This window comes from Achromobacter denitrificans NBRC 15125 (assembly GCF_001571365.1).
Taxonomy (GTDB): Bacteria; Pseudomonadota; Gammaproteobacteria; order Burkholderiales; family Burkholderiaceae_B; genus Achromobacter; species Achromobacter denitrificans.
Genome location: NZ_BCTQ01000014.1, coordinates 38,321 through 58,162, shown reverse-complemented (window position 1 = coordinate 58,162; position 19,842 = coordinate 38,321). Strand labels below are relative to the sequence as shown.

Genomic DNA, 19,842 nt, shown 5'->3' with positions numbered 1-19,842 from the left:
CCTGGCCGCGGAAAGGGGCGGGCTGGGCAGGACCGGGCGCGCGCGGGCGCCGGATCCCGCCCGACAGGCGCTTACAGGCCTTGCACGCGGCGGCCGGTGTCGGCCTCGAACCAGTGCAGCGGATGGCGGCCGTCGGAGCCCATGTTCACGCGCGCGCCCACCTTGGCCAGCGATTCGGACAGCTGGCGCGTCGTGCAACGCACCACCAGCGTGGCCGTGCCGCAGCGGCAGTGCACCAGCTGCTCGGAACCCAGGGTTTCGACCATCTCCACTTCCGCCGGCACGCCTTGCGTGTTCAGCAGCATGTGCTCGGGGCGCATGCCCATGATGATCTTGCGGCCGCGGACCTGCGAGGGCACTTCCAGCGGCGAGATGTCGAGCGCGGTGCCGTCGGCGCTCTGGACCGTGCCGTCGCCGGCCACGTTCACTTCCATCAGGTTCATGGGCGGCGAGCCGATGAAGCCGGCCACGAAGGTCGAGGCGGGCTTTTCGAAGACTTCCATCGGGGTGCCGATCTGCTCGGGCACGCCCTGGTACATGACGATCATGCGGTGGGCCAGCGTCATGGCCTCGACCTGGTCGTGGGTCACGTACAGGCTGGTGGTGCCCAGGCGGCGATGCAGCTTCATGATTTCCAGGCGCATCGCCACGCGCAGCTTGGCGTCCAGGTTCGACAGCGGTTCGTCGAACAGGAAGACCTTGGGTTCGCGCACGATGGCGCGGCCCATGGCGACGCGCTGGCGCTGGCCGCCGGACAGCGCGCGGGGGCGGCGGTCCAGCAGATGGCCCAGTTCCAGGATCTGCGCGGCCGCGTCCACGCGCTTCTTGATCTCGTCCTTGGAGAACTTGCGGATCTTCAAGCCGTAGGCCATGTTCTCGAACACGGTCATGTGCGGGTAGAGCGCGTAGTTCTGGAACACCATCGCGATGTCGCGTTCGGCGGGCTCCAGGTTGTTGACGACCTTGTCCTCGATGAGGATCTCGCCGCTGGTGACGGTTTCCAGGCCGGCGACCATGCGCATCAGCGTGGATTTGCCGCAGCCCGAGGGGCCGACGATGACGATGAATTCACCGTCCTTGACGTCCATGTCGATGCCATGGATGACCGGCACGTTGCCGGCATAGGTTTTCTTGACGTTGCGGAAGCTGAGAGTAGCCATGTGTTATTCGTGTTCGGAGTCGTGTGCGGGCGGGCGAGGGCGGGTGAGATTTATTTCTCAGTGTCGACCAGACCCTTGACGAACCATTTCTGCATCAGGATGACGACCAGCGCCGGCGGGATCATGGCCAGCATGGCGGTGGCCATGGTGATGTTCCATTCGGTCACGCTGTCGCCGCCGCTGATCATGCGCTTGATGCCGATGACGACGGGGTACATGTCTTCCTGCGTGGTCACCAGCAGCGGCCACAGGTATTGGTTCCAGCCGTAGATGAACTGGATCACGAACAGCGCGGCGATGCTGGTCTTGGACAGCGGCAGCAGCACGTCGCGGAAGAAACGGACGGGGCCGGCGCCGTCGATGCGCGCGGCTTCGATCAGCTCGTCCGGCACGGTCAGGAAGAACTGCCGGAACAGGAAGGTGGCCGTGGCCGAGGCGATCAGCGGCAGGGTCAGGCCGGCGTAGCTGTTGAGCAGGCCGAGGTCTGCCACCACCTTGTAGGTGGGCGCGATGCGCACTTCCACCGGCAGCATCAGCGTGACGAAGATCATCCAGAAGAAGAACATGCGGCCGGGGAAGCGGAAGTACACCACCGCGAAGGCCGACAGCAGGGAGATGGCGATCTTGCCGATGGAGATCGCCAGCGCCATGATCAGGCTGACGTACATCATGCGGCCCACCGGCGCGCCCGACGAACCGCCGGACGAGCCGCCGAACAGCGCCTGCATGTAGTTGTCGACGAAATGCTTGCCGGGAATGAGCGACATCGGCGCGGACGCCACTTCCTGCGCGGTCTGGGTGGACGCGACGAAGGTGACGTAGAGCGGAAATGCCACCATCGCCACGCCGCAGAGCAGGATGACGTGGGCCAGAATATCCAGCCAGGGACGGCGTTCAACCATTGTTTGTAGCCTCGGACAAAATCAATACTGCACTTTGCGGTCGACGTAGCGGAACTGCACGACCGTCAAGGCAATCACAATGAACATCAGCACTACCGACTGGGCCGCGGACGAACCGAGGTCCAGGCCGCGGAAGCCGTCGCTGTACACCTTGTAGACCAGGATCGAGGTCGACGTGCCGGGACCGCCCTGCGTGGTGGTGTCCACCACCGCGAAGGTGTCGAAGAAGGCATAGATGATGTTGACCACCAGCAGGAAGAAGGTGGTGGGCGAAAGCAGCGGGAACACGATGCTCCAGAAGCGGCGCGACGGGCTGGCGCCGTCGATGGCGGCGGCTTCGATGAGCGAGCGCGGGATCGACTGGAGGCCGGCCAGGAAGAAGAGGAAGTTGTACGAAATCTGCTTCCACACCGCGGCGATCAGCACCAGCAGCATGGCCTGGTTGCCGTCCAGGCGGGGGTTCCAGTCGACGCCGGCATGGCGCAGGGCCACGGCCAGGATGCCGACGGAGGGCGAGAACAGGAACAGCCACAGCACGCCGACGACGGCGGGCGCCACGGCATAGGGCCAGATCAGCAGCGTCTTGTAGAGGCCGGCGCCGCGGATCACGCGATCTGCCATGACGGCCAGCAGCAGGGACACGCCCAGGCCGACCACCGCCACGAGGATCGAGAAGACGGCGGTGACACGGAAGGAGTCCAGGTACGCCTGTTGCGAGAACAGGTCGATGAAGTTGTCCAGTCCGACGAATTCGGACGATAGCCCGAAAGCATCTTCCAGCCGCATCGATTGCCACATGGCCTGGCCGGCAGGCAGGAAGAAGAAGACCACGGTAATGATGAGCTGCGGCAGGAGCAGCAGATAGGGCAAGGTCTTGTGCCCGAATACAACGCGTTTTTCCATAGGGGGAACCCAAGGTACAGAAAAGCGGCGGTTGGAGTAACCGCCGCCTGAAACCGCATTCGCAAAATACGACAGGCTTAAAGCCCTAAAAAAGCAGGGCCTTAAGCCTTGTACTGCGTGGTGCCGAAGAGCCCAAGTCCTTGTCGCGGCATGGAAAATACCGATTGACAGGGCCGGGCCGGCATTTCGGAAGGGCGTTACTTTACACTCTTCTCGAACTTTTCCAGCAGCTCGTTGCCGCGCTTGACGATGTTCTCGGCGCCGTCCTTGGCGGCAACCTTGCCGGAGACGATGCGCTCGATTTCAGCGTCCTCGATCTCGCGGATCTGCGGCAGGAAGCCCAGGCGCAGGCCGCGCGATTGCGCGGTGGTTTCGACGTTCAACTGCTTCACGCCGACTTCGGTGCCGGGATTCTTCTCGTAGAAGCCTTCCTTCTTGGTCAGCTCGTAGGCGGCCTTGGTGACGGGCACGTAGCCGGTCTGCTGGTGCCAGCGGGCGGCGATTTCCGGGCTGGCCAGGAACTTGAAGAACGCGGTCACGCCCTTGTAGGTTTCCGGCTTCTTGTTGGCGAAGACCCACAGCGAGGCGCCGCCGATGATGGTGTTCTGCGGCGCGCCCTGGACGTCCGAGTAATACGGCAGGGTGGACGTGCCGAATTCGAACTTGGCGTTCTTGGCGATGTTGGCGCGCAGGCCGGACGAGCCGGTGATCATGGCGCACTTGCCGCTGATGAAGAGCGAGTTGGGCTCGTCGCCGCGCCCGCCGTACATGAAGATGCCTTCCTTGCCCAGCTTGGCCAGGTTCTCCAGGTGGCGCACGTGCAGCGGGGTGTTGATGGCGATGCGCGCGTCCAGGCCGCCGAAGCCGTTGTCCTTGGTGGCGTAGGGCACGTTGTGCCAGGCCGAGAACGTCTCCAGTTGGACCCACGACGGCCAGGAGGTCGTGTAGCCGCATTCCTGGCCGGCGGCCTTCAGCTTCTGGCCGGCGGCGGCCAGCTCTTCCCAGGTCTTGGGGGGATTGTCGGCGTCCAGGCCGGCCTTCTTGAAGGCGTCCTTGTTGTAGTAGAACACCACGGTCGAGCTGTTGAAGGGCATCGACACCAGCTTGCCGTCGGCCGACGAGTAGTAGCCGGCCACGGCGCCGATGAATTCCTTCGGATCGATCGGGTTGCCGACTTCCTCGGACATCTGCTGCACCGGCTTGATGGCGCCCTTGGCGTACATCATGGTGGCGGTGCCCACTTCGAAGACTTGCAGGATGTCGGGCGCGTTGCCGGCGCGGAACGCGGCGATGCCGGCGTTCATGGATTCACCGTAGTTGCCCTTGTAAACTGCCTTGACCTGGTAGTCGGGGTTTTTCTTGTTGAATTCGTCGACGAGGCCGTTCACGCGGTCGCCCAGGGCGCCTTCCATCGAGTGCCAGAATTGGATCTCGGTGGCGGCATGCGCGGAGGCGCCTGCGAAAGCCGTCATGATGGCGGCAAAAGTTAAGGCAATACGGTGGGATCGCATAGTGAGGTTCCTCCAGGTTGGGCGTGTCGCGGCCGGGGTGTCCGAGCGCGGAAAACACGACACCTTATGAATTGTTTGTGACAAAACCGTGACTTTCACATCAGTCTAAACGCCTGTCAAATTGCGCGTTTTAGGCGCGAACGAACATTTTTCCTTTTTCTCCCTACGGGTACTACCGTTTACAATCGCTGGCTATGAAAAACGAACTTTCGATTGCGTTCATTGGTGGCGGCAATATGGCAGCCGCCCTGGCATCGGGCCTGGCGGGCAAAGTATGCGCCGCCGGCAACATCCATGTCATTGACATAAACCAGGATGCGCACGCCGCCTGGCAGGCCCGCGGCATGACCACCGCCGTGGCCCCCGACGAGGCCCTGGCGCGCTGCCGCGTCTGGGTGTTCGCTGTCAAGCCACAGAACATGAAAGACGTTGTGGCTTCCACGCGTCAATGGTTGCGCGAAGACACTTTGGTGGTAAGCGTGGCGGCCGGCATCCGCGCCGATACGCTGGCCGGCTGGCTGGGCACGCCCGAGGCGCCGTTCGGCCGCCTGGTGCGCTGCATGCCCAATACCCCGGCCCTGGTGGGCGCGGGCATGACGGGCCTGGCGGCGCTGGGCGGCGTGAGCGACGCCGACCGCGAACTGGCGGCCCGCCTGCTCTCCAGCGTGGGCGACGTGGTCTGGGTGGACGGCGACGCGGCGCTCGACGGCGTGACGGCCCTGTCCGGCAGCGGCCCCGCCTATGTCTTCCTGTTCCTGGAGGCGCTGGTGGCCGGCGGCCAGAAGGTGGGCCTCACGGCCGACCAGGCCAAGCAACTGGCCCTGGGCACGCTGGCCGGCGCCACGCGCCTGGCGGCGGAGTCCACCGAACCGCTGTCGACGCTGCGCGAACGGGTCACCTCCAAGGGCGGCACGACGGCCGCCGCGCTGGACGCCTTCGGCGCCGCCGGCTTTGCCGGCATCGTGGAGGAGGCCATCGCCGCCGCCGCGCGGCGCTCCCGCGAGCTGGCGGAGGAATTCGGCAAATGATGGCCGCGGCAAGACGCTACCCGCCCATGAGCCGGGTGCAGTTCGGCATCGCCGTGCTGTGCATGCTCCTGGTGGTGGTGGGTTCGAACATCCTGGTCCAGGTGCCGCTGAACGACTGGCTCACCTGGGGCGGGCTGTCCTATCCGGTGGCGTTCCTCGTGACCGACGTGCTGAATCGCCGCTTCGGGCCGGCGGCCGCGCGCCGCGTGGCGTGGTTCGGCTTCGCCGCCGCGCTGGCGGTGTCGGTCTGGGTGGCGTCGCCGCGCATCGCGCTGGCTTCGGGCCTGGCCTACATCTGCGCGCAGCTGGTGGACATCCAGGTCTTCGACCGCCTGCGCGACCAGCGCTGGTGGCGCGCCCCGCTGGTGTCGGGCACGTTGGGCGCCATCCTGGACACCGCGGTGTTCTTCAGCGTGGCGTTCGCCGCCACCGGCACGCCCTGGGTCACCTGGATGATGGGCGACCTGGCCATCAAGCTGGTCGTCAATATCAGCATGCTGGCGCCGTTCCGCGCCCTGATGTGGAACCTGGCCAGGCCGGCCAACGCCTGAGGGGACCCGCCGGCGCCGCGATGGCGTCGGCCTGACGAGGGCCCGCGCAAGGCCCCGTTGGCGCGGACGGTCCCTAGTTGGCCTGGGCGCCGGATTGCCGGATCAGCTCCGACCACTTGGCCAGTTCCTCCTGGCCGAACTTATCGATGCCCGCCATGGGCACGTCGCTTTTCTCCAGCCCCTGCGCTTCCAGCTTGGCGACGATGTCCGGATTGGACAGCGCCGCCGCGGCGGCGTCGCGCAGCGTCTGCAGGACGGGCGCGGGCGTGGCGGTGGGCGCGTACAGCATGAACCAGGCCTGCAGGTCGAAATCGCCGCCCAGCTGTTCGGCGATGGTCGGCACGTCCGGCGCGGAAGCGCTGCGGCGCATGACGGACGTGCCCAGCGCGCGCAGCTTGCCCGACTTGATGTGCGGGAGCACGGCCAGGGGGTGGTAGAACATGAACTGGGTCTGGCCCGACATGACGTCGGTCAGGGCCTGGCTGCCTTCCTTGTAGGGGATGTGCACCATGGTGCCGCCCAGGCGCGATTTCAGCAGTTCGCCCGCCAGGTGCCCGGAGGTGCCGGTGCCGGCGGACGCGAAGCTGATGCCGCCCGGCTTGGCGGCGGCGGCCTGCAGGTCTTGCAGCGTGCGTATCGGCGACTCGGAGCCCACCACCAGCAGCGTCGGCGTGTAGCCCACCAGCGCGACCGGCTTGAAATCGACCAAGGGGTCGTAGCCCAGTTTGGGATAAAGGGCCTTGTTGATGGCATGCGTGCCGACGGTGCCCATCACCAGGGTGTAGCCGTCGGCCGGGGCGCGCGCGACGAGTTCGGTGCCGATGGAGCCGCCGGCGCCGGCCCGGTTCTCGATGATGACCGGCTGCCCCAGCGACTTGGACATGGCGTCCGCCATCATCCGGGACACGGTATCGGTGGTGGTGCCCGGCCCGAACGGCACGATCATTTTTATCGGGCGCTCGGGATAGGCCGCGGCGCGCGCCGGCTGGGCGGTCGCGCCCAGCGCGCAGGCGCCCAGGGCCAGCGCCGCGAGGGCGCGGCGCGCGGAACCGTTGCGGAAGGCCTGCGGGAAGGCAAGGGTCGGTAGCATGGTGGGGGTGTCTCCTGTGTTTTTTAGCGCGGCTTGCGGCCCGCTGCCTCGCGGCGGCGGGCGCGCCGGCGTCATGGTGCTTAGTGGTCCGATTTCCCGAATCCGGCCGGAACCTTGCCGTCGTACTGCAATTCGCGGGTGGCCTGGTAAGACAGCGCGAAGCCGGCCGCCTGCTGGAGCTCTTCGTTGAGGTGCGCGATGAGGCCGGCGGTGCGGGCCAGCAACGGCACGCCGCGCAGGGCTTGCAGCGGGAATCCGGCGCCCAGCAGCACCGCCGGGATGGCGGCGGACACGTTCAGCTTCAGCGCCTTGTCCAATACCGCGGGGATCTGGCGTTCCACGGCTTCGGCGATCTCGACGTAGGTCTGGTCCGCGCCGCTTTCCCGCGCCACGTCGAACAGCCGCGCCACGCGGGGATCGCGGGTCTTGTGCAGGGGGTGGCCGTAGCCCGGGATGGCCTTGCCCTCGGCGCGGTAGCGCTTGAGCACCTGGAGCGCCGCGGCGTCCAGGTCCAACCGATCCTGCTCGGCGCGTTCCTTGATTTCGGCGAACAGCCGGCCGGCCGTTTCCGAGGCGCCCAGGATCACCGAGCCGCAGCCGAGCAGGCCGGCGGCGACCGCGCCCTGCATGGCGTCGGGCGCGGCCGCCAGCGTCATGCGCGCGGCCTGCACGCTGGGCACGAAGCCGTGCTCGGCGATGGCGACCAGCGTGGCGTCCAGCACGGCCGTGGCCGCGGCGTCGGGGCGGCGGCCCGTGACCAGCAGGTGAAAGTAGTCGGTAAAGGAAATGCGGCCGATCAGGTCTTTGCACAGGTCTTCGCCGCGCACCACGATGGTGTGTTCGTCGGAGGTGCAGATGGCGCTGCGGGGGATGGTGTTCTTGCCTATTTTCATGACGGGTCCCGGGAGGAAGGATTGCGGCTCGCCAGCGTGGCGCGGATCTGGGTGTTGTGTTCGCCCAGCAGGGGCGGGGGCGTGACCTCGCTGGCGCGCTGGCCGTCGAAGCTGACCGGCGAGCGCACGGTGCGCCATGCGCCCAGCGTGGGATGGACGCCTTCGATTTCCAGCTGAAGGTGGCGCGCCTGCGGATCCTGCAGGGCTTCGGCCGTGTTGTACATCGGGGCATGCGGCACGTCTTCCTCCGTCAGGCGCCGGCACCATTCTTCGCGCGCGCGGCCGGCAAAGACGCCATCGAGCACCGCGATCAACTGCTCGTGGTGGGCGATGCGGCCTTCGCGCGTGGCGAAGCGCGGGTCCCGCAGGATGTCGGGCCGTTCCATGGCGTTGGCCAGGCCGCGCCAGAATTTCTCCGGCGAGGACATGTGCAGGGCCAGCTTCTTGCCGTCCGCGCAGGTCAGCGCATAGGACTGGGAGACGCTGGGCCGGCTGTACGGGCCCATGACTTCTCCCTCCGAGAAAAAGTGGGTGTAGGCGTCCAGGTTGAAATGGCACATCGCCTCCAGCATCGACACCTCGACGCTGCGGCCCACGCCGGTGCGCGCGCGTTCGACCAGGGCGCCGAGGATGCCGTAGGCGGCATAGAAGCCCGTGAGCGAATCGGCGATGGCCGGCCCCACGACGCGGGGATTGTCCGGGTTCACCAGCAGGTTGAGGAACCCGCTGGCCGCCTGCGCCACGGTATCGTAGGCCGGCCGCCCGGCGGCCGGGCCGGTCTGGCCGAAACCGCTGATCGCGCAATACACCAGGCGCGGATTGAGGGCGCGCAGCCGGGCCTCGCCCGCGTTCAGGCGCTCGGCGGCGCCGGGCCGGAAATTCTGGATGTAGACGTCGGCATCGCGGATCAGCTCGTCGAACAGGCGCGCGTCGTCGGGGTTCTTGGCGTCCAGCTCGATGCTGCGCTTGTTGCGGTTGTAGGTCTGGTAGTGGGGGCTGTAGAGCCCGCCCTTGAACGCCCGGAAGGGGTCGCCCGCGCCGGGCTGCTCCACCTTGATGACGTCCGCGCCCAGATCGGCCAGCAGCATGCCGGCCGCCGGCCCGGTAATGAACGTTCCCTGTTCGATTACGGTGATGCCATCCAATACCTTGGACATGAAAGTTCCTCTTGCGGTTGCTGCGAACTGCAAGACTAGCGATCCCCGATCAAAGATGAAAATGATTAATATCTTGCATCATCATTGATGTCATCGATTGATTTGGGGGCATGCCATGGAACTGCGGCATCTCAGGTACTTCATCGCGCTGTCCGGCTCGCTCAATTTCACGCGCGCGGCCGAGCGGGTGCACGTCACGCAGTCGACCCTGTCCCACCAGATACGGCAGCTGGAAGACGAGATCGGGCAGCGCCTGTTCGAGCGGATCGGCAAGCGCGTGGTGATGACGGAGGCGGGAGAGACCTTCCTGGCCTACGCCCAGCGCGCGTTGAAGGAGATCGACCAGGGGCTGGGCGCGATCAAGCAGGACGTCGCGCTGGTGACCGGCCAGGTCCGGGTCGGCACCACCCACACCTTCAACCTGAACTTCATTCCCGATTGCGTGGCGCAGTTGCTGCAACGCAGCCCCGGGGTGAAAGTCCTGATCGAAGAACTGCCGGCCGACGCCATCGCCCAGCAACTGGAGGCCGGCCGGCTCGACATCGGCGTGGCATACCGGCCCGAAGGCCCCAGCGAGCTGCGGTTCGAGCCGCTGTTCAACGAGGAGCTGGTGCTGGTGGTGTCGGCCCGCCATCCGCTGGCGGACCGTCGGCGCATCCGCATGATCGAACTGCATCGCGAACCGTTGGTGATGCTGCCGGCCGGCTTCTCCACGCGCCGGATGCTGGACGAGTGCTTCCAGGCGGCGGGCGCGGCGCCCGAGGTGATCGCCGAGATGAATACCATCGCCGCCATGCTGGGCATGGTGGCGCGCATGAACGTGGGGGCCATCGCCGCCGCCAGCGCGATCGCGCCGGACCCCGGGCTGCGCATGATCCCCATGGAGAGCCCGACGCCGATGCGCACGCCCGGCCTGCTGTTCGATAATGCGGCGCCGCAGAGCCGCGCCTGCCGCGCGTTCGTGGCGCTGTTGCGCAGGCGCGCGATGGGCCCGGCCGCATTATCCGTAAGCCCTGCGTAAGTACTGTATTTAAATGCGTTTTTAAACGGCGTATTAATCAACGCGCATTTAATAAAACAAGCACAAGTTCCAGCGGCGCGCCAGCGTTTTATTAAGGTTTATTTGCGAATTCTCCAGCGATTTCACGGGCTTGCGGGCATAATCCGTCACGATTAAAGACGCCCTCCAAAATATTGGGGATTACACGCAGTGACAGTATGGCGCCTTGCTTCCAGAATACCGGCCACACCGTATTTTTGCCCAAGAAGCCGGCGACGGGCGATACGGATGACGGGATACCCACCCGTTAAGCCGCGTCGAACAGAGCCGCTCAAAACCTCGCTGGAGAACTCCGCATGAAGTTTCTGCATCGTCTTACCCCGGTAGCCGTCGCGCTTGGGGCGCTTGCCCTGGCCGGCGCCGTGCACGCAGCCGACACGATCAAAATCGGCATTCCCCAGCCCATGACCGGTCCCAACACGCAGTACGGCGACCAGATCCAGGCCGGCGCGCTGACCGCCATCGAGACCATCAACGCCAAGGGCGGGGTCAAGGGCAAGAAGCTCGAACCCATCCTCATCGACGACGGCTGCGAGCCCAAGCAGGCCGTGCCCGCCGCCAACCGCGTGGTCAACTCCGGCGCCAAGTTCGCCGTGGCCCATGCGTGCTCGGGCGTGACCGTGGCCGCCGTCAAGGTCTACGAGGAAGAGGGCATCGTCGGCATCACCCCGGGCGCCACCTCGCCGCTGGTGACCGACACGATCAAGCCGCACTTCTTCTTCCGCACCATCGGCCGCGACGACCAGCAAGGCCCGTACGCCGCCAACTACATCGCCAAGACGCTCAAGCCCAAGAAGGTCGCCGTGCTGCACGACAAGCAGACCTACGGCTCGGGCGTGGCCACCCAGGTCAAGGACACGCTGGCCAAGGACGGCGTGAACGTGGCGATGTTCGAAGGCATCAACGTCGGCGACAGCGACTACTCGGCCATCATTACCAAGCTGAAGTCGGCCGGCGTGGACCTGGTCTACTTCGGCGGCTACCACCCCGAACTCGGCCTGCTGCTGCGCCAGTCGCGCGAACAGGGCCTGAAGGTTCAGTTCATGGGTCCGGAAGGCACGGCCAACCAGGACCTGGTGGCGATCGCCGGCCCGGCCATCGAAGGCCTGCTGGTCACGCTGCCCGCCGACTTCACCAAGCTGCCCGGCAACGAAGGCATCGTGAAGGCGTTCAAGGACGCCAAGCGCGATCCGGACGGCGCCTTCCAGATGCCGGCGTACGCCGCCGTGCAGATCCTGGCCGACAGCATCAACGCGGTGGGCGAAGATCCCGCCAAGGTGGCCGACTACATGCACAAGACCACCTTCAACACGGGGATCGGCAAGGTCGAATACGACGCCAAGGGCGATCTGAAGGACTTCGAGTTCGCGGTCTACAAGTGGGATAAGAACGGCAAGAAGACCCAGCTGTAAACTCGCGATCCCGCCGGCGGCTCGCCGGCGGGTAGGGCCTGTCGTCCCAATCCTGCCGCAAGCCGCCCAGCGATGCGCCAAAAGCGCCGAGCGGCGGGCAGGGGGCGGTGACAGGCCCTTATAAAATACGCCCAGGTTTCCGGCTCCGGGTCTCTCTACCGGAGCCGGAACTATTTGGAGCAAGAGAAATAATGTCTGACCTCATACCCCAACTTACCCAGCAATTCTTCAACGGATTGTCTCTGGGCGCGATCTATGCGTTGATCGCCATCGGCTACACAATGGTCTACGGCATCATCGGTATGATCAACTTCGCCCACGGCGAAATCTATATGATCGGCGCCTACGTCGGCCTGGTCACCCTGACCGCGATAGGCACCAATAGCGGCCTGCCCATGCCGTTCGTCATCGCGGCGATGCTGGTCGTGGCCATCGTCGTCACGGGCATCTACGGCTTTTCCGTCGAACGCGTCGCCTACCGCCCGGTGCGGGGCAGTCCTCGCCTGGTGGCCCTGATCTCGGCCATCGGGATGTCGATCTTCCTGCAGAACTGGGTGGCCCTGGGCCAGGGCGCGCGCGACATGGCGGTGCCTTCGCTGGTATCGGGCGCCTGGACCTTCCACATGGGATCCGACTTCGACGTCACGGTGCCGTACTCGCGCATCATGATCATCCTGGTCACGGTGGCCCTGATGATCGCGCTGACGCTGTTCATCAAGTATTCCCGCATGGGCCGCGCCTCGCGCGCCTGCTCGCAGGACATGCACATGGCCAACCTGCTGGGCATCGACACCAACCGCGTGATCTCGTTCACGTTCGTGATGGGCGCGATCCTGGCGGCGGTGGGCGGCGTGCTGATCGCCATCACCATCGGCAAGCTCAATCCGTTCATCGGCTTCCTGGCCGGCATCAAGGCTTTCACGGCGGCGGTGCTGGGCGGCATCGGCAGCATCCCGGGCGCCATGCTCGGCGGCGTGCTGCTGGGGCTGGCCGAGACCTTCGCGGCCGCGTACATCTCCTCGCAGTACAAGGACATCGTGGCGTTCTCGCTGCTGATCCTGATCCTGCTGTTCCGTCCCACCGGGCTGTTGGGCAAACCTGAGGTGGAAAAAGTCTGATGTCGAACAACAACCTGAAAAACGCCACGATGGCGGCCGTGCTGACGGCGGTCATCGTCACGCCGGTATTCGGCCTGCAACTGATCCGCCAGGGCGCGCGCACCAGCATGGAGGCGCACTGGTCGCTGGTGGCGATCGCCGCCGCGGTGGTGTTCGTGTTCCAGCTGCTGCGGCCCTGGATCGCCAAACCGTTCCAGAAGCTGAAGACCGGCCTGCCCACCTTGCCGGCCGCGCCGGCCAGGACCCACAAGCCGCTGGCGCTGCTGCTCCTGGCGATCGCGGTGATCTGGCCGTTCTTCGCCGGCCGCAGTTCGGTCGACATCGCCACGCTGGTGCTGATCTACGTGATGCTGGGCCTGGGCCTGAACATCGTCGTGGGCTTCGCCGGCCTGCTGGACCTGGGCTTCGTCGGCTTCTATGCCGTGGGCGCCTATACCTACGCCTTGCTGTACCACTGGGGCGGCTGGAGCTTCTGGGAGGCGCTGCCTTTCTCGGGCGCCATGGCCGCGCTGTTCGGCTTCATCCTGGGCTTTCCCGTCTTGCGGCTGCGCGGCGATTACCTCGCCATCGTGACGCTGGGCTTCGGCGAAATGATCCGCCTGCTGCTCATCAACCTGAACACCCTGACGGGCGGCCCCGACGGGATCTCCGGCATTCCCAAGCCGACGGTCTTCGGCATGGAAATGACGCGCCGCGCCAGCACCGAAGGCGGCACGACCTTCCACGACTTCATGGGGTGGACGTTCCAGAACCAGCACATGGTGGTCTATCTGTACCTGATGGCCTTGCTGCTGGCGCTGGTGACGCTGTTCGTGTCGACGCGCCTGATCCGCATGCCGGTCGGCCGCGCCTGGGAGGCGCTGCGCGAGGACGAGATCGCGTGCCGCTCGCTGGGCCTGAACCCCACGCGCATCAAGCTGTCCGCGTTCACGCTGGGCGCCATGTTCGCCGGCTTCGGCGGCGCGTTCTTCGCCGCGCGCCAGGGCATGGTGAACCCGGAGTCTTTCACCTTCATCGAGTCCGCGCTGATCCTGGCCATCGTGGTGCTGGGCGGCATGGGTTCGCAGGTGGGCGTGATCCTGGCGGCCGTGTTGCTCACGGTGCTGCCCGAAGTGGCGCGCGAGTTCGCCGAGTACCGCATGCTGATGTTCGGCCTGGTGATGGTGTTGATGATGATGTGGCGTCCGCAGGGGTTGTTGCCCATGAAGCGTCCCCACGTGGAGCTGGCCAAATGAGCGAGGCATTGCTGAAAGTATCCGGGCTCACCATGCGGTTCGGCGGCCTGCTGGCCGTGGACAGCGTGGCGTTCGAAGTCAAATCCGACGAGGTATTCGCCATCATCGGCCCCAACGGGGCGGGCAAGACCACCGTGTTCAACTGCGTGGGCGGGTTCTACTCGCCGACCGCGGGCGAGATCACCATGGACGGCAAGGCCATCACCGGCCTGCCCAGCCACAAGGTGGCGCGCCACGGCCTGGTGCGCACGTTCCAGAACGTGCGGCTGTTCAAGCAGCTGACCGTGCTGGAGAACCTGCTGGTCGCCCAGCACACCCAGGTGGAGTCGCGGCTGTTGCCGGGGCTGCTCAAGCTCAAGTCCTACCGCCAGTCGGAAGCCGACGCGCTGTCGCGCGCGGCCCAATGGCTGGATTTCATGGGGCTGCGCGAGTTCGCCAACCGCGAGGCCGGCAACCTGGCCTACGGCCACCAGCGCCGCCTGGAGATCGCGCGCTGCATGATCACCAAGCCGCGCCTGCTGATGCTGGACGAGCCGGCCGCCGGCCTGAACCCCCAGGAAAAGCGCGACCTGCAATCGCTGATCGACCAGCTGCGCCGCGAGTTCGGCGTCGCGGTCCTGCTGATCGAGCACGACATGAGCCTGATCATGGGCATTTCCGACCGCATCCTCGTCATGGAGCACGGCAAGCCCATCACTACCGGCACCCCCGAGCAGGTGCGCAACGACGAGCGCGTCATCAAGGCGTACCTCGGGGAGGAATGATGCTTAAGCTGGAAAACATACATACCTACTACGGCGCCATCCAGGCGCTCAACGGGGTGTCGGTGGAAGTCAACAAGGGCGAGATCGTCACGCTCATCGGCGCCAACGGCGCGGGCAAGACGACCCTGCTGATGACGGTCTGCGGAAACCCGAGAGCGCGGGAAGGCCGCATCTCCTTCGAGGGCGAGGACATCACCCACAAGGACACGCACCACATCATGCGCAGCGGCATCGCCATTTCGCCCGAAGGGCGGCGGGTCTTCAAGGACCTGACGGTGGCCGAGAACCTGATGATGGGCGGCTTCTTCGCCAAGCGCGAGGAGATCCAGGCGGGCATCGACCACGTCTACGGCCTGTTCCCGCGCCTGAAGGAACGCGCCAGCCAGCGCGCCGGCCTGATGTCGGGCGGCGAGCAGCAGATGCTGGCCATCGGCCGCGCCCTGATGACGCGTCCGCGCCTGCTCCTGCTGGATGAGCCCACGCTGGGCCTGGCCCCGCTGGTGATCGCGCAGATCTTCGACATCATCCGCGAGATCCGCGAACAGGGCGTGACGGTGTTCCTGGTAGAGCAGAATGCGAACAAGGCGCTCGGCGTGGCCGACCGCGGCTACGTGCTGGAAAACGGCCGCGTCGTGCTGCAGGATACCGGCGCCAACCTGCTGGTCAACGACCAGGTGCGCAAGGCGTACCTGGGCGGTTGACCGGTATCCCCGCGAAGGGAGATTCGGGCGCATCGCAAGATGCGCTTTTTTTTCGCCTCGGGGCGGGGCTCAGGCCGCGATCTTCTGCTTGGGCTGGTCGGCCTGGTAGTGGGCGATCGCGGCGCGGGCCAGCGCGTCGATGGAGTCCGTCAGCGTCACGCCCAGGCTGGGACGCAGCGCGTGCGGCACGGCGAGCGGCAGTTCGGTGCAGCCCAGCACCACCGCGTCGGCGCCGCGCGCGCGCAGGCGGGCGATGCACTCGGCGGCCGGCGCGAAGGCGTCTTCGAGCAGGTTGCCCTTCACGGCGCGGATCGAGCCCATGCAGTAGCGCTCGACTTCGTCGTCGTCGGGCACGATGCACTCGTAGCCCTCCGCCTCCAGATGCCGCTGATAGAGGCCGAGCTTGAGCGTGGCGGCCGTGCCCATCAGGCCGATGCGGCCCTTGGGCAGGCCCAGGCGCCGCAGGTCCTCGATGACGGCCTGGATGATGTGCAGCACCGGTAGCCGCGTGGCGGCGGCGATCTGCTCGTACCAGAGATGCGCCGTATTGCAGGGGATGGCGATCAGCTGCGCGCCGGCCTGCTCCAGGAAGCGCACGCCGTCGACCATGTGGGGCAGGGGATTCTCGCCGCCGGCCATGTAGGCGCTGGAGCGGTCGGGAATGCGGGGATCGTTGCGCAGCAGGGTGGGGATGTGCTGCTGATCGACATCGGCGGGCGTCAGCGCCGCCAGGCGTAGGGCAAAGGCCGCGCCGGCCATGGGTCCCATGCCGCCCAATACACCCAGGTAACAGCCCTGGGAATAGGTATTCACGTTATTCACTCCGAGGTAATGCCGCCCCGGGCGCCAGAACCTGGCCCGGGCGTTCGGCGCCGGTTCGTTCCCCGTCCCAGACCCGCTTGCCGTTGACCCACACCGCGTGGATGCCCCGGCTCGCCTGAATGGGCGCTGAAAAAGTGGCCACGTCGGTGACGGTGGCGGGATCGAACAGCACCAAGTCAGCATGATACCCCTCGCGCAGCCTGCCGCGCCCGGCGATGCCGTATTGGTCGGCCGCCAGCCCGGTCATTTTGTGGATGGCGGCCTCCAGGGACAGCAGCCGCTGCTCGCGCACCATGGCGCGCAGCACGTGGGTGAAGGTGCCCCATTGGCGGGGGTGCGGATGCGGGTCGAAGGGCAGGCCGTCGGACCCCACCATCGTCAACGGGTGCGCGAAGATGCGCCCGACGTCGGCGGGATCCATCAGGAAGTAGATGGCCCCGGCGGGCGCGAGACGCGCGAGCGCGGCCTCGTCGTCCAGCCCCAGTTCGGCCATGACGTCGCTGAAGTCGCGGCCGGTGGCGGCCGGATAGCCCTTGGACCAGGTGATCATCGTGCGGCTGGCCAGCCGGGCCCGGTCCAGCCGCAGCATCGTGGAGGTGGCGGGATAGGGGTGGCAGTCCAGGCACACGGGCTGCGTGGCGGCGGCCCGGCTGATCAGGTCCAGGGTCTCGCGGCTGCGCCCGTGATTGCGCTCGCCGGCCAGCTTGTGGTGCGAAAACACGACGCGGCAGCCGAGTTCGCGGCCGATCAGCAGCGCTTCCTCCATGGCCGGGACGATGTGGTCCGCCTCGTCGCGCAGATGGGTGGCGTAGATGCCGGGGCGTCCGCGCAGCGGCGCGCAGACCTCGATGATCTCGTCGGTGGGCGCGGCGCTGGCCGGCGGGTAGAAGGTGCCGGTGGAAACGCCGAAGGCGCCCGCGTCCAGCGCTTCCTGCAACAGTTCGCGCATGGCCGCGCGCTCGCCTTCGTCGGCGGCGCGCGAGGTGTCGTCCATGACGGCGACGCGCAGCGTGGTGTGGCCCACCAGGGGCGCCACGTTGACGGCCGCCGGCGTGGCGCGCAAGGCGTCCATCCACGCGCGGAAGGTGCCGTAGCGAAACAGCGCGGCCGGGCCCAGCAGGTCCAGCGGCTGCGGGATCTCCGTGCGCGCCAGCGGCGCCAGGCTGATCCCGCAGTTGCCGGTAACGACCGTGGTGATGCCCTGCGATACCTTGGGCAGCATGTCCGGATGCGCCAGCAGGTAGCCGTCGTCGTGGGTGTGGGAGTCGATGAAGCCGGGCGCCAGGACTCGGCCCCGGCCGTCGATCACGGGTACCCCGGCGGGGTGCTCGAAAGCGCCCACGGCCGCGATGCGTCCGTCCCGCACGGCCAGGTCGCCCTGGATTGCGGGGCCGCCCGATCCGTCGATGAGCGTGGCGCCCGCCACGATGAAGTCTGCCTGCAGGGGGGATGCGGTCATGTTCAGTCGAGCTTCTCGATGCCGGCGGATTCGATGATTTGGCGCCACTTGGCGGTTTCGCGGTCGATCAGCTGCTTGAACTGCGCCGGCGAGCCGCTGGCGGGTTCGGCGCCCAGCGTGGCCAGGCCGGCGCGCACGTCGGGGGCCTGCAGCGCCTTCTGGATGGCGGCGTTCAGCGTGGCCACCACGTCGTCGGGCGTGCCCTTGGGCGCGACCACGCCGCCCCAGGAGACGGTCTCGTAGCCCTTCACGCCGGCCTCGTCCAGCGTCGGCACGTCAGGCATCAGCGGCAGGCGCTTCAGGCTGCTGACGCCGATGGCGCGGACCTTGCCGCTGGTGACCAGGGGCGCGGCCTCGGAGGTGTTCACGAACAGGTAGTCCAGGCGCCCGCCGAGCAGGTCCTGGATCGCGGCCGGGCCGCCGTTGTACGGGATGAACATCACGTCGACCTTGGCCATGCTCTTGAAGAGCTCGCCGCCCATGTGGCCGGTGGTGCCCACGCCCGAGGCGCCGTAGGAGAGGCGGCCGGGTTCCTTGCGGGCGCGGTCGATCAGGTCCTGCACGCTCTTGATGGGCGAGTCGGCCGGCACGATCAGCGCGTTGTACAAGTCGAACAGATGGGCCACGGGCGTGAGGTCCTGGTCCACGTCGTAGGGCAGGCGCTTGAACAGCGAGCGGTTCACGGCCAGGGTGTTGATGTTGCCGTAGCCCACGGTGTAGCCGTCGGCGGCGGCGCGTTTTACCAGCGCGATGCCGATGTTGCCGGCCGCGCCGGGGCGGTTCTCGACCACCAGGGTGGCGCCGGTGTCGCGGGCCAGCTGGGTCGTGATCAGGCGCGACAGCACGTCGGGCGAACCGCCGGCGGCCGAAGGCACGACGAAGGTGATGGGCTTGTCGGGATAGGCGCCAGCGACGGCGGTGGCCGACAGCGCGGCGCCGAGCGCCAGCGCGGAAAGGCCGCGGAAAAGGTGGTTGCGCATGATGGATTCCCCTGGTTCTATTGTGGTTGACGCCGGCAGGTTACACCCGGGTCCGCACGCGCCCGTCATCGAAAAATGTCGAAAACCTATAATCAGGCGTTATCGATTCGGCGTGATTGGCACAGGGGAAAAAATGGATGCGGACGCCTACGCGGACGAGGTCGGGCCAACTGCCGGACGGCCGTTGAACCTGAGGCAGATCGAGGTTTTCCGGGCCATCATGATGTCCGGCTCGATCAGCGGCGCCGGGCGGATGCTGCACGTCTCGCAGCCCGCCGTCAGCCGCGTGCTCGCGCTGACCGAGAGCCGCCTGGGCTACCGGCTGTTCGAGCGGGTCAAGAGCCGGCTGTCGCCCACGGCCGAGGCGCGGCGCCTGTATGCCGAGGTGGAGCAGGTGTACGGCGGCATTCAGCGGGTCAACGACCTGGCCGCCAGCCTGGCGCAATCGGGCGCGGGCATGTTGAAGATCGTCGCCAGCGCCAGCTTCGGCCAGCGCCTGGTCCCGATGGCGCTGGACCGCTTCCGCAGCCGCAACGCGAACGCGCGCGTGGATTACCGCAGCGTGACCTTCGACGAGCTGGCCGCGTATTTCCTCTCGGGCCAGGCCGACATCGGCATCTCGATGCAGCCGCCGGATCATCCCAACCTGACCTCGCTGCGGCTGGCGCGCGTGCCCGTGGTCTGCGTGCTGCCCGCCGCGCATCCGCTGGCCGCCCGCGACGTGGTGCGGCCGGAGGATTTTTCGACGGCCGCGTGGATCGGCTATCCGCAGGACACGCCGCTGGGCCGCGCGCTCAAGCTGTTCTTCGGCGACCGGGCGGCCTGTCCGGCGGCGGTCGAGGTGCATTCGCCCGTGACCGCCTGTTCCTTCGTGCAGCAGGGGCTGGGGCCGGCGCTGGTGGACGCCTGGTGCGTCGCGCCCGACCAGGCCGCGCACATGGCGCTGCGGCCGATATCGCCGCCGGTGTTCGTGGAGATCTGGGCCACGCACTCGAACCTGAGCGCGCCGCCGCTGCTGGCGCGGCGCTTCCTGGCGGCGGTGAAAAAGACGCTGGAGGAGGGCCTGGCGGCGGCGTCCGGCGAGGCCTGAGACCGG

Annotated in this window: 19 protein-coding genes; 9 read left to right on the top strand and 10 right to left on the bottom strand. The window is 66.8% G+C overall.

Annotation, left to right across the window (positions count from 1 at the left end; all coding sequences use genetic code 11):
- Positions 1-71: 71 nt before the first annotated feature.
- From ADE01S_RS13695 to ugpB, 4 genes are all read right to left on the bottom strand, one after another.
- The gene (locus ADE01S_RS13695; RefSeq protein WP_062682245.1) at positions 72-1,160 is read right to left on the bottom strand and encodes a sn-glycerol-3-phosphate import ATP-binding protein UgpC; all 1,089 of its coding nucleotides are present in this window, start codon (positions 1,158-1,160) and stop codon (positions 72-74) included.
- A 50-nt stretch (positions 1,161-1,210) separates the two neighbouring features.
- Positions 1,211-2,062, bottom strand: coding sequence for a sn-glycerol-3-phosphate ABC transporter permease UgpE (gene ugpE, locus ADE01S_RS13690; RefSeq protein ID WP_013393954.1), 852 nt, complete (start codon positions 2,060-2,062; stop codon positions 1,211-1,213).
- Positions 2,063-2,083: 21 nt separating this feature from the next.
- Positions 2,084-2,965 carry a sn-glycerol-3-phosphate ABC transporter permease UgpA gene (ugpA, locus tag ADE01S_RS13685; protein ID WP_062682244.1) on the bottom strand — a complete coding sequence of 294 codons (882 nt, stop codon included), beginning with the start codon at positions 2,963-2,965 and terminating at the stop codon, positions 2,084-2,086.
- Positions 2,966-3,162: 197 nt separating this feature from the next.
- The gene (gene ugpB / locus ADE01S_RS13680) at positions 3,163-4,476 is read right to left on the bottom strand and encodes a sn-glycerol-3-phosphate ABC transporter substrate-binding protein UgpB (RefSeq protein WP_062682243.1); all 1,314 of its coding nucleotides are present in this window, start codon (positions 4,474-4,476) and stop codon (positions 3,163-3,165) included.
- 194 nt (positions 4,477-4,670) lie between these two features.
- Here ugpB and proC point away from each other — a divergent pair, with 194 nt between their 5' ends.
- Entirely contained in the window at positions 4,671-5,504 is an 834-nt protein-coding gene (gene proC, locus ADE01S_RS13675; RefSeq protein WP_062682242.1) for a pyrroline-5-carboxylate reductase, read from the top strand.
- Entirely contained in the window at positions 5,501-6,055 is a 555-nt protein-coding gene (locus tag ADE01S_RS13670; protein WP_062682241.1) for a queuosine precursor transporter, read from the top strand. Before proC ends, ADE01S_RS13670 begins: the two co-directional genes overlap by 4 nt.
- Positions 6,056-6,128: 73 nt before the next feature.
- Here ADE01S_RS13670 and ADE01S_RS13665 read toward each other — a convergent pair whose 3' ends face one another.
- The 3 genes from ADE01S_RS13665 to ADE01S_RS13655 all read right to left on the bottom strand — a co-directional run bounded on the left by ADE01S_RS13665 (position 6,129) and on the right by ADE01S_RS13655 (position 9,195).
- A complete protein-coding gene (locus ADE01S_RS13665; RefSeq protein WP_062682240.1) occupies positions 6,129-7,145 on the bottom strand; it encodes a Bug family tripartite tricarboxylate transporter substrate binding protein in 1,017 nt (338 codons plus the stop codon).
- 80 nt (positions 7,146-7,225) lie between these two features.
- The gene (locus tag ADE01S_RS13660) at positions 7,226-8,038 is read right to left on the bottom strand and encodes a citryl-CoA lyase (RefSeq protein WP_062682239.1); all 813 of its coding nucleotides are present in this window, start codon (positions 8,036-8,038) and stop codon (positions 7,226-7,228) included.
- Positions 8,035-9,195, bottom strand: coding sequence for a CaiB/BaiF CoA transferase family protein (locus ADE01S_RS13655; protein ID WP_062682238.1), 1,161 nt, complete (start codon positions 9,193-9,195; stop codon positions 8,035-8,037). The genes ADE01S_RS13660 and ADE01S_RS13655 overlap by 4 nt, the downstream gene beginning before the upstream one ends.
- Before the next feature lie 115 nt (positions 9,196-9,310).
- On the opposite strand from ADE01S_RS13655, the gene ADE01S_RS13650 reads away from it, so the two are divergent.
- The 6 genes from ADE01S_RS13650 to ADE01S_RS13625 all read left to right on the top strand — a co-directional run bounded on the left by ADE01S_RS13650 (position 9,311) and on the right by ADE01S_RS13625 (position 15,485).
- Complete coding sequence (locus tag ADE01S_RS13650) at positions 9,311-10,216, top strand: LysR substrate-binding domain-containing protein (protein WP_062682237.1); 906 nt, start codon at positions 9,311-9,313, stop codon at positions 10,214-10,216.
- A gap of 335 nt (positions 10,217-10,551) precedes the next feature.
- Positions 10,552-11,667 carry a high-affinity branched-chain amino acid ABC transporter substrate-binding protein gene (locus ADE01S_RS13645; RefSeq protein WP_062682236.1) on the top strand — a complete coding sequence of 372 codons (1,116 nt, stop codon included), beginning with the start codon at positions 10,552-10,554 and terminating at the stop codon, positions 11,665-11,667.
- Between the two features lie 191 nt (positions 11,668-11,858).
- On the top strand, positions 11,859-12,785 hold the full coding sequence (gene livH, locus ADE01S_RS13640; protein WP_062682235.1) for a high-affinity branched-chain amino acid ABC transporter permease LivH: 927 nt from the start codon (positions 11,859-11,861) through the stop codon (positions 12,783-12,785).
- The gene (locus ADE01S_RS13635) at positions 12,785-14,020 is read left to right on the top strand and encodes a high-affinity branched-chain amino acid ABC transporter permease LivM (RefSeq protein ID WP_062682234.1); all 1,236 of its coding nucleotides are present in this window, start codon (positions 12,785-12,787) and stop codon (positions 14,018-14,020) included. Before livH ends, ADE01S_RS13635 begins: the two co-directional genes overlap by 1 nt.
- The gene (gene livG / locus ADE01S_RS13630) at positions 14,017-14,784 is read left to right on the top strand and encodes a high-affinity branched-chain amino acid ABC transporter ATP-binding protein LivG (protein WP_062682233.1); all 768 of its coding nucleotides are present in this window, start codon (positions 14,017-14,019) and stop codon (positions 14,782-14,784) included. The genes ADE01S_RS13635 and livG overlap by 4 nt, the downstream gene beginning before the upstream one ends.
- On the top strand, positions 14,784-15,485 hold the full coding sequence (locus tag ADE01S_RS13625; protein ID WP_062682232.1) for an ABC transporter ATP-binding protein: 702 nt from the start codon (positions 14,784-14,786) through the stop codon (positions 15,483-15,485). The genes livG and ADE01S_RS13625 overlap by 1 nt, the downstream gene beginning before the upstream one ends.
- Before the next feature lie 69 nt (positions 15,486-15,554).
- Here the strand turns inward: ADE01S_RS13625 and cuyB are convergent, their stop codons facing one another.
- The 3 genes from cuyB to ADE01S_RS13610 are packed head-to-tail and all read right to left on the bottom strand — an operon-like array spanning position 15,555 to position 18,746.
- Positions 15,555-16,298: a cysteate racemase gene (gene cuyB / locus ADE01S_RS13620; protein ID WP_062682231.1), complete on the bottom strand. Its 744-nt coding sequence runs from the start codon at positions 16,296-16,298 to the stop codon at positions 15,555-15,557.
- Position 16,299: 1 nt separating this feature from the next.
- Positions 16,300-17,766, bottom strand: a complete 1,467-nt coding sequence (locus ADE01S_RS13615; protein ID WP_062682230.1) for an N-acyl-D-amino-acid deacylase family protein — start codon at positions 17,764-17,766, stop codon at positions 16,300-16,302.
- Between the two features lie 2 nt (positions 17,767-17,768).
- Complete coding sequence (locus ADE01S_RS13610; RefSeq protein ID WP_062682229.1) at positions 17,769-18,746, bottom strand: Bug family tripartite tricarboxylate transporter substrate binding protein; 978 nt, start codon at positions 18,744-18,746, stop codon at positions 17,769-17,771.
- A 133-nt stretch (positions 18,747-18,879) separates the two neighbouring features.
- Between ADE01S_RS13610 and ADE01S_RS13605 the strand changes: the two genes are divergently transcribed.
- On the top strand, positions 18,880-19,836 hold the full coding sequence (locus ADE01S_RS13605) for a LysR family transcriptional regulator (RefSeq protein WP_062682228.1): 957 nt from the start codon (positions 18,880-18,882) through the stop codon (positions 19,834-19,836).
- Positions 19,837-19,842: the final 6 nt, after the last annotated feature.

Coding starts and splice junctions, on each gene's coding strand:
- ADE01S_RS13695 (WP_062682245.1), bottom strand. CDS start 1,160: ATGGCTACTCTCAGCTTCCGCAACGTCAAGAAAACCTATGCCGGCAAC.
- ugpE (WP_013393954.1), bottom strand. CDS start 2,062: ATGGTTGAACGCCGTCCCTGGCTGGATATTCTGGCCCACGTCATCCTG.
- ugpA (WP_062682244.1), bottom strand. CDS start 2,965: ATGGAAAAACGCGTTGTATTCGGGCACAAGACCTTGCCCTATCTGCTG.
- ugpB (WP_062682243.1), bottom strand. CDS start 4,476: ATGCGATCCCACCGTATTGCCTTAACTTTTGCCGCCATCATGACGGCT.
- proC (WP_062682242.1), top strand. CDS start 4,671: ATGAAAAACGAACTTTCGATTGCGTTCATTGGTGGCGGCAATATGGCA.
- ADE01S_RS13670 (WP_062682241.1), top strand. CDS start 5,501: ATGATGGCCGCGGCAAGACGCTACCCGCCCATGAGCCGGGTGCAGTTC.
- ADE01S_RS13665 (WP_062682240.1), bottom strand. CDS start 7,145: ATGCTACCGACCCTTGCCTTCCCGCAGGCCTTCCGCAACGGTTCCGCG.
- ADE01S_RS13660 (WP_062682239.1), bottom strand. CDS start 8,038: ATGAAAATAGGCAAGAACACCATCCCCCGCAGCGCCATCTGCACCTCC.
- ADE01S_RS13655 (WP_062682238.1), bottom strand. CDS start 9,195: ATGTCCAAGGTATTGGATGGCATCACCGTAATCGAACAGGGAACGTTC.
- ADE01S_RS13650 (WP_062682237.1), top strand. CDS start 9,311: ATGGAACTGCGGCATCTCAGGTACTTCATCGCGCTGTCCGGCTCGCTC.
- ADE01S_RS13645 (WP_062682236.1), top strand. CDS start 10,552: ATGAAGTTTCTGCATCGTCTTACCCCGGTAGCCGTCGCGCTTGGGGCG.
- livH (WP_062682235.1), top strand. CDS start 11,859: ATGTCTGACCTCATACCCCAACTTACCCAGCAATTCTTCAACGGATTG.
- ADE01S_RS13635 (WP_062682234.1), top strand. CDS start 12,785: ATGTCGAACAACAACCTGAAAAACGCCACGATGGCGGCCGTGCTGACG.
- livG (WP_062682233.1), top strand. CDS start 14,017: ATGAGCGAGGCATTGCTGAAAGTATCCGGGCTCACCATGCGGTTCGGC.
- ADE01S_RS13625 (WP_062682232.1), top strand. CDS start 14,784: ATGCTTAAGCTGGAAAACATACATACCTACTACGGCGCCATCCAGGCG.
- ADE01S_RS13615 (WP_062682230.1), bottom strand. CDS start 17,766: ATGACCGCATCCCCCCTGCAGGCAGACTTCATCGTGGCGGGCGCCACG.
- ADE01S_RS13610 (WP_062682229.1), bottom strand. CDS start 18,746: ATGCGCAACCACCTTTTCCGCGGCCTTTCCGCGCTGGCGCTCGGCGCC.
- ADE01S_RS13605 (WP_062682228.1), top strand. CDS start 18,880: ATGGATGCGGACGCCTACGCGGACGAGGTCGGGCCAACTGCCGGACGG.